General features: G+C 61.6%; 11 protein-coding genes. 2 read left to right on the top strand and 9 right to left on the bottom strand.

Features of this window, described 5'->3' with window-relative positions:
* Positions 1–19: 19 nt before the first annotated feature.
* On the bottom strand, positions 20–898 hold the full coding sequence (locus HGP16_RS07535) for an FkbM family methyltransferase (RefSeq protein ID WP_168839389.1): 879 nt from the start codon (positions 896–898) through the stop codon (positions 20–22).
* Between the two features lie 81 nt (positions 899–979).
* Positions 980–2,704 (bottom strand): adenylate/guanylate cyclase domain-containing protein, encoded by a 1,725-nt coding sequence (locus HGP16_RS07530; protein WP_168839649.1) that lies wholly within the window; start codon positions 2,702–2,704, stop codon positions 980–982.
* 200 nt (positions 2,705–2,904) lie between these two features.
* Between HGP16_RS07530 and HGP16_RS07525 the strand changes: the two genes are divergently transcribed.
* Positions 2,905–4,002 (top strand): glycosyltransferase family 4 protein, encoded by a 1,098-nt coding sequence (locus HGP16_RS07525; RefSeq protein ID WP_168839388.1) that lies wholly within the window; start codon positions 2,905–2,907, stop codon positions 4,000–4,002.
* The gene (locus tag HGP16_RS07520) at positions 3,992–4,738 is read left to right on the top strand and encodes a polysaccharide deacetylase family protein (protein ID WP_168839387.1); all 747 of its coding nucleotides are present in this window, start codon (positions 3,992–3,994) and stop codon (positions 4,736–4,738) included. Before HGP16_RS07525 ends, HGP16_RS07520 begins: the two co-directional genes overlap by 11 nt.
* Before the next feature lie 35 nt (positions 4,739–4,773).
* Here HGP16_RS07520 and HGP16_RS07515 read toward each other — a convergent pair whose 3' ends face one another.
* The 7 genes from HGP16_RS07515 to HGP16_RS07485 all read right to left on the bottom strand — a co-directional run bounded on the left by HGP16_RS07515 (position 4,774) and on the right by HGP16_RS07485 (position 13,274).
* Positions 4,774–5,604 (bottom strand): MBL fold metallo-hydrolase, encoded by an 831-nt coding sequence (locus HGP16_RS07515; RefSeq protein WP_168839386.1) that lies wholly within the window; start codon positions 5,602–5,604, stop codon positions 4,774–4,776.
* A gap of 307 nt (positions 5,605–5,911) precedes the next feature.
* A complete protein-coding gene (locus HGP16_RS07510; protein WP_168839385.1) occupies positions 5,912–6,439 on the bottom strand; it encodes a winged helix DNA-binding protein in 528 nt (175 codons plus the stop codon).
* A gap of 84 nt (positions 6,440–6,523) precedes the next feature.
* Positions 6,524–10,150 carry a hydantoinase B/oxoprolinase family protein gene (locus tag HGP16_RS07505; protein ID WP_168839384.1) on the bottom strand — a complete coding sequence of 1,209 codons (3,627 nt, stop codon included), beginning with the start codon at positions 10,148–10,150 and terminating at the stop codon, positions 6,524–6,526.
* A gap of 128 nt (positions 10,151–10,278) precedes the next feature.
* Positions 10,279–10,671, bottom strand: a complete 393-nt coding sequence (locus HGP16_RS07500; protein ID WP_168839383.1) for a GFA family protein — start codon at positions 10,669–10,671, stop codon at positions 10,279–10,281.
* Positions 10,672–10,808: 137 nt separating this feature from the next.
* Complete coding sequence (locus HGP16_RS07495) at positions 10,809–11,525, bottom strand: ABC transporter ATP-binding protein (RefSeq protein ID WP_168839382.1); 717 nt, start codon at positions 11,523–11,525, stop codon at positions 10,809–10,811.
* The gene (locus HGP16_RS07490) at positions 11,506–12,270 is read right to left on the bottom strand and encodes an ABC transporter ATP-binding protein (RefSeq protein WP_168839381.1); all 765 of its coding nucleotides are present in this window, start codon (positions 12,268–12,270) and stop codon (positions 11,506–11,508) included. Before HGP16_RS07490 ends, HGP16_RS07495 begins: the two co-directional genes overlap by 20 nt.
* Complete coding sequence (locus tag HGP16_RS07485) at positions 12,267–13,274, bottom strand: branched-chain amino acid ABC transporter permease (RefSeq protein WP_168839380.1); 1,008 nt, start codon at positions 13,272–13,274, stop codon at positions 12,267–12,269. Before HGP16_RS07485 ends, HGP16_RS07490 begins: the two co-directional genes overlap by 4 nt.
* Between the last annotated feature and the right edge of the window lies 1 nt (position 13,275).

The raw sequence follows: 13,275 nt of genomic DNA, 5'->3' as shown, positions 1-13,275 counted from the left end.
AAAGCGGACCGCTCTGGTTTCAGCGCAGAAACAGAACATCGAACTGCTCGCCTTCGCTGGGCAGCTCAACGACTTTCATGATCCGCTCACCGTCTTCGAAAAATGCGAGACATTCGCCGTAGTACTTGCCGAGATCGGCAATGAAACCCCTGGCATGATCCTTGCCGTAGAAGGCAGGGGTAAATTCCATATAGAGCGGCACCTTGCGTTCCATCAACGCATGCATCGAACGGCAGGCAACCGGTTCATAGCCTTCGATATCCATCCAGATCAGGCCGATATCGGCAGGCTCGGTGCCGGCCTGTAGCAGAATATCGGGAACGGGCAGGACGGGAACGGAGATTTTCTCGTCGGTTGCGCTTTGGCGCAACGCGCTGCTTTTGCCGTGATTCTTGTGATTAAGGTAAAAGTCGAGCTGCCCGCCGCGATCGCCGGCGGCGCAATTGACCGCCGTCACCATCTGCTGCAGGCCGTTGTCGGCAATGTTGATCGTCAGAAGCCGGAAATTGCGCGGGTCCGGCTCGACGCTGACAATGCGGTCATAGGCGCCGCTGAGGGCAAAATAGCAGGTTTGCGTGCCGATATTGCCGCCGAGTTCCAGAAGAACGGAGCCCTTGCGCAGCAGGCAACGCTCGCGCAGCACGCTCAGCAGCCGGTCGACATGATCACGCTCGAAATGGCCTTTACGAAACACCTTGCGGCCGATGTAATCGGCCGGTGAGAAGCTCAGGACATGGTCGCCGCAATCCACCATCATCATCTTGACGCGCGGGCCGAGCGCGCTGACGAGGATGTCCCGGCCCAGGCGCGTATCGAAGAGGCGGGTGGCGATCGCATCCCGTTTTCTGCGAAAGGCGCGTCGCCAGTATTTTCTTGTGAGCATCTTGCGGTCGAACATGCCGAGCATCCCTACACTAGGGTCTTGCCGTTGCAAACGGAGAACATCGGCTGATGCGCTGCCCGTGTCCTGCCTGGGGCATCAGGCAAAGCGGCTGCTCGTTTCCTTCGAAACGATATAGACCCGCAGCGGCTCGCCGCGGCCGCGAACGGCAATCTCGCGGCTTTCAACGCCCTGCGTATCGACCTCGGAAAGCTGGGCCACCGGTTCGGAAAAGACGAGTGCGCTGTTGAACTCCTTGGCAACGCTTTCCAGTCGGCTGGCGACATTGACCGTGTCGCCGATCGCCGTCACGTTCTTGACGCTGCCATACCCCATCGAACCGACCACGGCCGAACCGCTGTGAAGGCCGATGGCGATTTCAAGCGGCGCGGCCAGTTCGTCGGCCAGTTCCGCGCTGAGCTTGTCGATCTCTTGGACGATCGCGGCCGCAGCTTTCAATGCCTGCCGGTTTGCCTCCTTCGGTGTGGTGCGCAGGCCGAAGAGCGCCATGGCGCCATCGCCGATGAACTTGTCCATGCGGCCGCCGTTCTCCTCGATGATGCGGCCGACGATGGCGAAATAGCGGTTGAGCAGGAAGACAATGTCGAAGGGCAGGCGCGATTCCGTCAGCGAGGTGAAATGGCGCAGATCGCAGAAGAACACGACAATCTCGCGCTCGCGGCCGGGGCTGGCGGTCTGGCTGTAGACTGGGATCGTCGCCTCGGCCATCGGCGTCAGAAGCGGGAGGACGCTGACATTGCCGGTCGGGCGCAGCTGGCACGCGAGCCTCACGTCCGGCGTGGCGCCGATCCGGGTCAACGTCTTCTGCTCCAGCGGCTCCGGCGGCGGCAGGTTTTCTACGCCCTCGATGATCTGGACACGGCAGGTAGAGCACTGTCCCTTGCCGCCGCAGACCGAATAATGCGGAATGCCGCCAAGGCGGCTTGCCTCGAGCACGCTGAAGCCGCGCGGCGCATGCACGACCTCGCCGCCCGCATAACGGATGGCGACCTGATATTGCCGCTCACGCAATCTCCGATGCGCGCGAAAGCCGAAGAGAGCGACGATCGACAGGCTGAAGGCCCCATAGAACCCGGCGCGATAAGGCCATAGGGTCTCGGCTATCTGACCGCCCGGCACCGACCCCTTGTCGCCATAGCTTCGCAGGTCGCTATAATAGCCGCCACTGTAGCCGCGTTCATCTTCCTGGGCAGCCTCGTGCGTCACGGTCTTGCCCATTGCGGCAAAGCCGAGCAGCGCAAGAACCGGCAGAACGATAGCGAGCGACAGCATCACGGGTGCGATCGCCATATACCACGGGCGATAGCGCAGCCAGAAGTGAACGCCGATGCAGCCATGAAGCCAGACAATCAGAAGCACCAGCGACTGACGCGCACCGTTGACCGGCGATGTCACCCAAAGGCTGTGCACGATCGCCCGGTAGGTGTCGTGATAGCCATAAATCTCATGCACGATGCGGGTCGCAACGATGTGATCGATCAGGAGCAACGGCACCAGCAGGCCCGTGACGATCTGGAAGGCCTCGCCGGCGGGCATGACGAGCGTGCGGCGCCGGTAAAGCATCCGCAGCACGAGCAGAATGTGAACGATCAGGGCTCCATAAAGAAGCACGGTTCCCACGGGATTGCGCCAGACCGCCATGAACCATCGTTGCGCATGTTCGGCCACGCCGAGCGAAATCAGCCCGAGGGCATGATTGGCCAGATGCATGATCACGAAGGCGAACACGATCAAACCGGAGCCAAGGCGCAGCTTTCGCACGAGGCGATCGGACATGATTGGCTTTCTTGCCTCGATGGTCATCAAACCCAATGTATATTGCCCGTTCACAACCGGTGGGAAAACGGCTATCGCCTATTCATCTAGCCGCAACGCCGCACACTGTCGAGGATGCGGCTTTTTGAAGCAGGGACCTTATTGTCACGCAACCGGTCGGAATTCGGGCAAACGTCTCACAATTCGCGCTCGTACCATCACTTAATCGTCAACCACGTGCCGACAGTATGAAGATCGCCTTTTACGCCCCGTTGAAGTCCCCTGGCCACCCAGTCCCCTCGGGCGATCGGCTGATGGCGCGCCAGATCATCGCGGCGTTGGAAATGGCCGGACATCAGGTCGACGTCGCTTCGCAATTGCGAAGCTTCACGCCAACGCCGGAAGCCGGTCCGCGCATGGAAATCGCCCGGCGGGCGGAAGGCGAAGTAGGTCGCCTGCTTGAGCGCTGGCAGGACGAGATGGCACCCGACCTATGGTTCACCTACCACCCCTATTACAAGACCCCCGATCTTATCGGTCTATCCATCGCGAGAGGGCTCGGCATTCCCTATGTCACGGCGGAGGCATCCTATTCCCGCCGCCATGACGAAAACGGCTGGGGTGAAAACCAGCGCCTCATCGCCGACGCCGTACGGCTTGCCGCCGTCAATCTGTGCTTTACCGAAAGGGACCGGACCGGCCTCAAGGAGGCAATCCCGGATGGGCGCTACGAGCGTTTCCTGCCCTTCATCGATGCCGCGCCCTTTGCTCGCTCGTCCTCCGATCCGCGGCGGCTGATCACCGTGGCGATGCTGCGCAAGGGCGACAAGTTCGACAGCTACACCATACTGGCCGAAGCACTCGATCTCATCCGCGACCAGGATTGGACCCTGACCATCATCGGCGATGGACCAATGCGGGCCGAAGTAAGGTCGCTTTTTTCCACTTTCGACGAGAGACGGATAGGCTGGCGCGGGGAGCGCTCCACCGCGGAGATCGCAAAGGAGCTTGCGACCGCTGGCCTCTATGTCTGGCCCGGTTGCAACGAGGCTTATGGCCTCGCCTATCTCGAGGCACAGGCGGCAGGCCTTCCCGTGATCGCACAGGCGACGGCTGGCGTACCGGAGGTGGTGATGGCGGGCAAAACGGGATTGCTGACGCCGGAGGGCGATGTGGGGGCCTATGCCAATGCGATTTCGCGGCTTCTCGGCGATCAGCAGCAGCGACAGGCCATGGCGGACGCTGCCTATAGCTTCGTTCACCAGGAGCGTTCCCTGATTGCCGCCTCGAAGCGGCTTGAAACCATTCTTCGAAACTATCTGGGAGACACCCGTTATGAGCGATAGAGCCGAGTGGCAGCCCTTGCGCGACGAGTTGCGGCGCTGGAGCGCGACGGGGCGAACGGCGAAGTTCTGGTTTCGAGACGACGACGCCATCGAGCCGACCCCTGCCCTCGACCAGCTACTATCGCTTTCCAATCGGTTCGACGTGCCGATGGCACTCGCGATCATTCCGGGGCCGACAGGCAAGCCGCTGGCCGAACGACTGGCGGGTGAAAGCCATATCACAGCGACGGTGCATGGCTGGACGCATCGGAACTATGCTCCTGACGATACCAAGAAGCAGGAGCTCGGCCCGCACCGGCCAAAGACGGTCGTGCTCGATGAACTTCATCGCGGCTTCGACAAGCTGCAAACCCTTTATCCCGCGCAGTTCGTCCCGTTGCTGGTGCCGCCGTGGAACCGGATCGACGATGCGCTGTTGCCGCATCTCGAACCTTTTGGCTATCGCGCCGTTTCCATCTTCGGGCTGGCCAAGCAGGCACCCATCGGCTTGGTCAACACGCATATCGACATCATGCGATGGCATGGCATGCGTGGAGGCCTGCCGCATGCCGAAGTGATCGGGCGCCTCGTGGAAGAGCTTCAGAACCGCTTTAACGGCAATGACGAGCCGATCGGCGTGATGACGCACCATCTCGTCCACGATGATCTTGCCTGGGGTTTCGTCGAGGCCCTGTTTGAGGAAACAGCCGGCCATGCCGCCATCGAATGGCGGCCGGTCGGCAATTTTATCAATTAGCGCAGTGCCATGGAACTCGCCTCGCGCGGCAGGCTTCAGAGCTGCAGCGATTGCCCGTCAAAGGCGACGAATGCACCGGGGAAGCTCTGCTGCGCATCGCGCTGCATGTCGTCCAGCTCGCGGTCGGTGCGGCCGGGAGCGTGATGAAACAAGGCCAGCTGCTTGGCGCCGGCCTTCTTGGCGAGCTTGACGCCCTCCTGCCAGGTGGAATGGCCGAAGCCCATATATTTGGGCATCTCGGCTTCGAGATAGGTCGCGTCATAGATTACGAGGTCGGCATCGGCCATCAGGGCCAGCGCGGCCTCATCCAGCTTACCGGTTATATGCTCGGTGTCGTAGACCATGGCGATGACCCGGCCCGACCATTCGACGCGATAGCCGATGCAGCCGCCCGGATGGTTCAACCTGGCCGTATGCATGACGATGCCGGGATGCGGCTTCAGCGTATCGCCGGCGGCGAAATCGCGAAAACTCATCTCGGCACGACAGATATCGGGTTCGACGGGGAACCATGGCGGCCGCATGAACTGGCCGATCAACTGCCGGGTCGTCGTCTTGCCGGCAAGATGGCCGGACCAGAGATCGACGCTGACCCTCGGATCATAGATGGCGTTGAAGAAGGGCAGGCCGATGATGTGGTCGTAATGCGAGTGCGTGAAGAAGAGATCGATGTCGCGGACCCCCTCCTTGGCCAGAGACGCCGCCGCTTCACGCAACCCCGTCCCGGCGTCGAATAAGATATGCCTGCCGTCATGCCGTAACTCAATGCATGACGTATTGCCGCCGTACCGCTCAAATTCCGGTCCCGATACAGGGATGCTTCCCCGCACGCCCCAAAATTTCAGCTCGAAACTATCGTTGTTCATGGAATTTTTTACACCATTCCCCTTTCGGTCAAAAAAAGCACACTTTTGCTATCGTGCGAAGCCAGCAATTTCCAAAAGTCGCACGGTGGTAAAAACTGGATCCCATCGTTCGGCCAATACAGATCGTTGGACGAACGAACGCCGCCAACGGATCACACAAGCCTAATATAGGTATGGCGCGGCAGAATAGATAAGGGGCTGGGGTTGACGCTCCGGTTCGAGGGTCAGGCACGAGATCGTGATCTTGACGGAAAGAGGCCCTTCAGGCAGCCGAGAATCGGCGGCGGTCGCTTGCTCTCTTCGCTGCTTACAGCGTCGCGGCCGAGCGCGCGGCCTGTTCGTAATAGCCGGACAATGCCCTGAGATGCGAAGCAATGTCGGAAAGGCCGTCCTGCGACAGGCCGGAGACCTTCGTCGCCTCCACCAATAGTCGCTCGCGAATTTCAGTATAGCGCTTCAATGCGTCCAGGCCCTTGTCGGTGACCCGGATCGTCTTTTCCTTGCCGGCCTTGCCGCTTTTGACGAGCCCCGCCGCCTCGAGCTTCTTGACGGCATAATTGGCGACATGCGTGTCTTCGATATCGAGGACGAGGCAGAGATCAGCGAGCGTCTTTGGCCGGTCGCGATGCCGCACCGAATGAATAATCAGGATCTCGACCGGCGAAAGGCCGGGCACGCCGGCTGCCGCCATGCAGCGAACCAGCCATCGATTGAAGGCATGGGAAAAGAGGATCGACCCGTATTCCAGCTCCGACAGGGCCGGCGAGCTGCCGCCAGCAAGATGGGCTGACGAGACGATCAATTCGCGTCGTTCACTCTTTTCCTCGGACGTCACCTGAAAACTCCTTCGAACCGGATCAAGCCCCTGCAGATCAACAGGCCGAGCGGTCGAACGCCGCTCGGCTCCAGCATTACATTCCTATTTGTCCCGCTTTCCGTAGCCGCCGCCGGTGGGGGTGACGACCGTGAAGGCCTCGCCCGCATCGAGCACCGTATGGGCCGAGCCGATCAGCTCTTCGATCCTGCCGTCGTTGCGACGGACATAGTTGCGGCCCGTCTGCCCGGCTTCACCGCCCTTGACGCCGAAGGGCGCTACGCGCCGATGTCCCGACAGGATCGCGAATTCCAGCTTTTCGCGCGTGCGGATGGTGCGCTGCGTGCCGTTGCCGGCATTCCATTTGCCGCGGCCGCCGGAATTCGGACGAATGTGGAAATCCTCCAGCACGACCGGGAACCGCGTCTCGAGGATTTCGGGATCCGTCAGCCGCGAGTTGGTCATATGCGTGTGCACCGCATCGGCGCCGTTGAAGCCCGGCCCCGCCGGCGCACCCGAGCAGATCGTCTCGTAATATTGATAGGCATCATTGCCGAAGGTCAGATTGTTCATCGTGCCTTGCGCGGCGGCAAGCGCTTCGACCGCACCGAACAGGCAGTTGGTCACGGCCTGGCTGACCTCGACATTGCCGGCAACGACGGCGGCCGGATATTCCGGCGTCAGCATCGTGCCTTCGGGGATGATGATGCGGATTGGCCTCAGGCAGCCGGCATTCATCGGAATATCGGCTTCGACGAGAACGCGGAAGACATAGAGCACGGCAGCGCGCGTCACCGGCTGCGGTGCATTGAAATTATCCGGGCGCTGCGCCGAGGTGCCGGTGAAATCGACCGTTGCCTCGCGCTTGTCCTTGTCGATCGAAATCCGGACGACGATCTTGCAGCCTTGATCCATTTCATAGCTGAATTCGCCATCCGACAGGCGGTCGAGAACGCGGCGCACGCTCTCGGCGGCATTATCCTGAACGTGCCCCATATAGGCATCAACGACATCTTCGCCGAAGTGGACGATCATCTTCTTCAGCTCGGCCACGCCCTTTTCATTGGCCGCGACCTGGGCCTTGAGGTCGTTGATATTCTGGGCGAGCGTGCGCACCGGATAGCGCGCACCCGTCAGCAGCTTGGTAAGCTCGGCTTCACAGAAGCGACCGCAATCGAGCAGCTTGAAATTGTCGATATAGACGCCTTCCTCCTCGATGTGGGTGGCGAGTGGCGACATCGATCCCGGCGAAATGCCGCCGATATCGGCATGATGGCCGCGGCTGGCGACCCAGAAACGGATATTCTTGCCGGCATCGTCGAAGACCGGGGTGCAGACGGTCAGATCAGGCAGGTGCGTGCCGCCATTATAGGGCGCATTGATCAGGAAGACATCGCCCGGCTGGATGACGGCGTTTTCGCGGATCGCGGTTGCGACGGACGCATCCATCGAGCCGAGATGCACCGGCATATGCGGTGCGTTGGCGACCAGATTGCCTTCCGCATCGAAGACGGCGCAGGAGAAATCCAGCCGCTCCTTGATGTTGACCGAATAGGCCGTGTTCTGCAGCGTCATGCCCATCTGCTCGGCAATCGACATGAAGAGATTGTTGAAGATCTCCAGCATGACGGGATCAGCCTTGGTACCGATGGCATTGCGTTCGGGCAGCGCCTTGATGCGCTTGAGGACGATATGATCCTTGATCGTCAGCTGCGCCTGCCAGCCGTCCTCGATGACGATCGTCTGGTTCGGCTCGATGATGATGGCCGGGCCGGTAACGGTCTGGCCGGGCTTGATCGCCTGGCGCAGGACGACGGCCGCATCGTGGTTTGCACCGCTTGAGTAGAAGGCAATACGCCTTGCGGCCTGTGCCTCACCTTCGGCTGCGGCTTCGAGCTCGACCGCAATATCGGCAGCCGCGCCGCCGATCGTTTCGATCTCGACGGCCTCCACGACGAGAGGCTTGTCCTCTGCAACGAAGCCGAAGCGGCGCTTGTGCAGCGTCTCGAACTGGCCGCGCAGACGCGCCGGATCGTCGATCTCGGGGAAAGTCGTCTCGACCGCCAACAAAGTATCGGTGCCGGCATAGCGGATATGGGCGCGCTGGACCGTCTTGATCTCAGCTGTTGCGACGCCTTGCGCTTCCAGTTCGGGCACGCATTCGCCGCGCAATTCGCTGCCAAGTGCCGCGATGGCGGCGGGTGCGGCGTCATCAAGTGAAACGCCGAGCGCCTTCTGGCGCGTTGCCCTGATATCGGCGAGCCCCATGCCATAGGCGGAGAGAAGGCCGGACATCGGATGCAAAAGGATGCTCTTCATCCCGAGCGCGTCGGCGACCAGGCAGGCGTGCTGTCCGCCGGCGCCGCCGAAGCAGTTGAGCGCATAACGCGTCACGTCATAGCCGCGCTGAACGGAGATCTTCTTGATCGCCTCGACCATATTGGCAACCGCGATGCGGATGAAGCCATCGGCGACGTCTTCCGGGCTGCGGCCGTCGCCGATTTCGACTGCGAGTGCCGCGAACTTGGCCCGCACCGTCTCGACATCGAGCGGCTGATCCTGGTTCGGGCCGAAGATGGAGGGGAAGAATTCCGGCGGCAGCTTACCGGCCATGACGTTGGCGTCGGTGACGGCTAGCGGACCGCCATTCCGGTAGCAGGCCGGCCCTGGAAAGGCGCCGGCAGAATCCGGCCCGACACGGAAGCGGTCGCCGTCGAAATGCAGGATCGAGCCGCCGCCGGCGGCCACGGTATGGATCAGCATCATTGGCGCGCGCACGCGGACACCGGCCACTTCCGTCTCAAAGGCGCGCTCATATTCGCCGTCGAAATGCGCCACATCCGTCGAGGTGCCGCCCATGTCGAAGCCGATGACATTGGCAAAGCCCGCCTGTTCGCCGGTCTTTGCAAGACCGACCACGCCACCGGCCGGGCCGGAGAGGATCGCGTCCTTGCCCTGGAACATATCGGCGGCCGTCAATCCGCCCGACGACATCATGAACATGACGCGCGCACTGGTGCGCTCGACATCGAGCTCATCGCAGACCTGGCCGATATAACGGCCGAGCACCGGCGAGAGATAGGCGTCGATGACAGCCGTATCGCCACGGCCAACGAGCTTGATCAGCGGCGAGACCTCATGGCTAACGGAAACCTGCTCGAAGCCCAGGGAGCGCGCGATCCTGGCAACGGCAGCCTCGTGCGCCGGGAATTTATAGGCATGCATGAAAACGATGGCGACAGAGCGGTAGCCCTTGGCGAGAAGGTCACGTAGCGCCGTTTCGGCCGCCTTTTCATCCAGAGCGAGCTCGACAGTGCCGTCGGCCAACACCCGCTCCTCGATTTCGACGACATCCTCATAAAGCGCTTCCGGCTTGACGATCTCGGTCGCGAAGATCTTCTTGCGTTCCTGATAGCCGATGCGTAGCGCATCGCGGAAACCCTTCGTCGTCACCAGCGCAAGGCGCTCGCCCTTACGCTCAAGCAGCGCATTGGTGGCGACCGTCGTGCCCATGCGCACCTCGCCGATCGTTCCTTCAGGAACCGGCTCGCCCTTGCCGAGGCCGAGATGCAGGCGGATGCCATGAACGGCCGCATCGCGATAGGCCTCAGGATTTTCCGAGAGCACTTTGCGGGCATGGAGAATACCTGCCGGATCGCGCCCGATGACGTCGGTGAAGGTGCCGCCGCGATCGATCCAGAAATCCCAACGACCCGAAGTGTTCTCCGACAAATCCGCCTCCAGCAGAATAACGATGATAATATATCGATAAATCGTCAACGTTTTGTCGTCAACAAGATTCACCGAAACCGGCTGTCGTCCTCAATTTTTGTCATCATAAAGCTTGCGGCGAGCACGACCTAATCCTCGAAGCGGCTCGTTCCCTCGCGATCGTGATCATATCGTCTCGCGAGCGGAAACGGCGGCAGCCAGGATTCGCGGCGGACGGTCCAGAGCTCGTAGGTCGGCGTCAATTGATCGGGGGCATCCAGAGACCCCAGGTTCACTTCGATCTCGTCCGCGCTTCGCGAGAAAACGGGCGAGCCGCAGTACGGGCAGAAAAACCGGCCGGCGTAGTCGCGTGTTTCGCCTTCGATCGTCACCGCATCCTCGGGAAAGATCGCGGAGGCATGGAAAAGCGCGCCATGGTGCTTGCGGCAGTCGAGACAATGACAAATGCCGACCCGATAGGGGCGCCCCGCCGCGACAATCCGCACCTTGCCGCACAAGCAGCCGCCGGTGAAACGGTCCATCTCACACCTCCTCAAAAATCAAGCAGGCGGAAAGTTTACGCCAAATGAAGCAGTCATCGCAATTGCCTGATCGGGACCATGGCGAGCCGTTCGATGCAAAGCCGCACCGCTATTGGGCACGGCCTGAAGCAAGATCGCTAGTGCAGGCCACCGACACCAAGCAAACGTTCGACCGCATGATGATCCCGAGCAAGCGCCTTGGGCGTCCCCTTCCAGGCAAGCCGGCCGCGCTCCAGAATAATGACATCGCTTGCGAAATCCAGCGCGCTCTGGATGCGCTGTTCCACGAGCAGGATCGTCATATCGCCTGACTTGGCAAGCTTGGCGAAGGCCGCCATCAACTCCTCGCAGATGACGGGTGCGAGCCCTTCCAACGGCTCGTCGAGAAGAAGGACAGAGGGACGGCCGAGGATCGTTCGGGCGGTCGACAGCATCTGCTGCTCGCCGCCGGAAAGCTGACTGCCGAGGTTTTTGCGCCGCTCCTTCAGACGCGGAAACATATCATAGGCCTCCTGCAAGGCGCTTTTCGGCCGTCCCTTCAGCCCGACAGAGAGATTTTCCTCCACCGTCAGCGTCGGGAAGACATCGCGCGTTTGCGGCACGTAGCCGAGGCCCTGATGGGCGCGCCGGGCGCTCGGCAGGCCGGCAATATCGGCCGAGCCCAGCCGGATGTGGCCATCATAGCGCCGGGTCTGGCCGGCAAGGGTGGCAAGCAGCGTACTCTTGCCCATGCCGTTGCGACCGAGCACGGCAAGCCGACCGCCGGCCGGCACGGAAAAGGAAACACCTTCCAATACCCGCGTCGGCCCGTAGCCGGCCGACAGATTTTCGACTTCAAGCGGCGTGGCCGGCATTGGCGTAGCTCCCAAGATAGGCTTCGCGCACACGCGCATCCTGTGTCACGTCTTTCGGCGACCCGTCGAATATGATCGTGCCGGCCGCCAGCACCACCACGCGCTTGGCGAAGCGGAAGACGAGATCCATGTCGTGCTCGATCATCAGCACGGCGAGATCGGCGGGCAGATCGGCCAGCGCCTGTTCGATGCGGCCGGTATCGCTCTGCGGCACGCCGGCGGCGGGCTCGTCGAGCAGAAGCACTTTCGGCTTCAGGGCCATGGCGACAGCGATCTCCAAAAGGCGCTGCTGGCCATAGGCGATCTCGCTGACCTTGCGATGCATGAGATTGGCAAGGCCGAGCGTGCCGAGCAGTTCCTCGATCTCGGCCATGACGTCGCGCATGGCGAGAAAGTTGCCGAACATGCGGCCGGAGCGGCCTGCCCGCTGCAGCACCGCCATGCCGATGTGCTCGGCCGGCGTCATGTCCTGAAATAGCCTAGTCACCTGGAACGAGCGCACCAAGCCGCGTCGAACCCGGCCGATGGCGTCGACCTTGTTGACGTTTTGGCCGGCGATACGGACCTCGCCGGAATCGGCAGGCAGATTGCCTGTCACGAGGTTGACGAAGCTGGTCTTGCCGGCGCCGTTCGGGCCGATCAGCGCGACGCGATCTCCCGGCGCCATCGACAGGCTGACATTGTTGGTCACCGTCAGGCCGCCGAACGCCTTCTTCAGATTGACGACCTCAAAAATCGCGCTCATGTCCGCATCTCCTCTCTGCGGCGGGCGACATAGGCAGCGGCCGTGCCGTAAATGCCCTTGGGCGCGAAGAGAACAACGAGGATCAGCAAAGCGCCGACGATCGTCAGCCAATGGAAGGGATTGGCGGCGGAGACGTAGTCCTCGAACAGCATGAAGATCAGCGTGCCGACGAGCGCGCCAAACAGCGATCCGGTGCCGCCGAGGACAAGCATGACAAGCGCCTCGGCCGATTGCGTGAAGGACAGGCTGTCAAGGCCGACGACCTGCGTCGAGATCCCATTCAACGCGCCGCCGATGCCGGCAACAGCGCCGGAAATCATATACATCCTGATCAACGCCACTTTCGGCGAGGCGCCCATGGCACGGATGCGCAACGGGTCCTGACGGATACCGCGGCAGAGCATGCCGAAGGGGGACCGGACGAGAAAGCGCAAAAGCACCAGCGCGATCAGCAGCAGTGCCACGCCATAGAAGTAAGCCGTATGCCCGTAGAGATCGAACTCGAAAGCGCCGAACAGCGGATCGGCTGATATGCCCGACAAGCCGTCGCTGCCGCCCGTCCAGCTGGATGCCTTGTTGGCGAATTCGTGAAAGAGATAGACCAGCGCGATCGACAGCACGAGCTGCGGCAGTCCATGCGCTCGCAATATGACGACGCCACAGATCAGGCCGGCGACAGCGCCGCCGATAATGCCGGCAAGCGTCATCAGCAAGGGATCGTTGATGCCGTAATGGGCGGATGCGATGCCGGCGGCATAGGCACCGGCGCCGAACAGCGCCGCGTGGCCGAGGGTCGCCACGCCGCAATAGCCGGTGACGAGATCGAGCGACAGGACGAGGAGCGCGATCGCGATCAGCCGGGTGAGAAGAGCGAGATTATCCGGAAACAGCAGGTAGCCGGCGGCGGCCACGACGACGATGGCCGCTACCGCGATCAGATCCTGCCCGAATGTACGATGTCTGGTCACGATCGGTGCGGCCTCTCTTTCAAGGGTCAAAGCCATG

Source organism: Rhizobium sp. P40RR-XXII, from assembly GCF_012641405.1.
Classification (GTDB): domain Bacteria; phylum Pseudomonadota; class Alphaproteobacteria; order Rhizobiales; family Rhizobiaceae; genus Rhizobium.
Note: the sequence above shows the minus strand (reverse complement) of the source record. Positions and strands in the feature narration are given on the sequence as shown.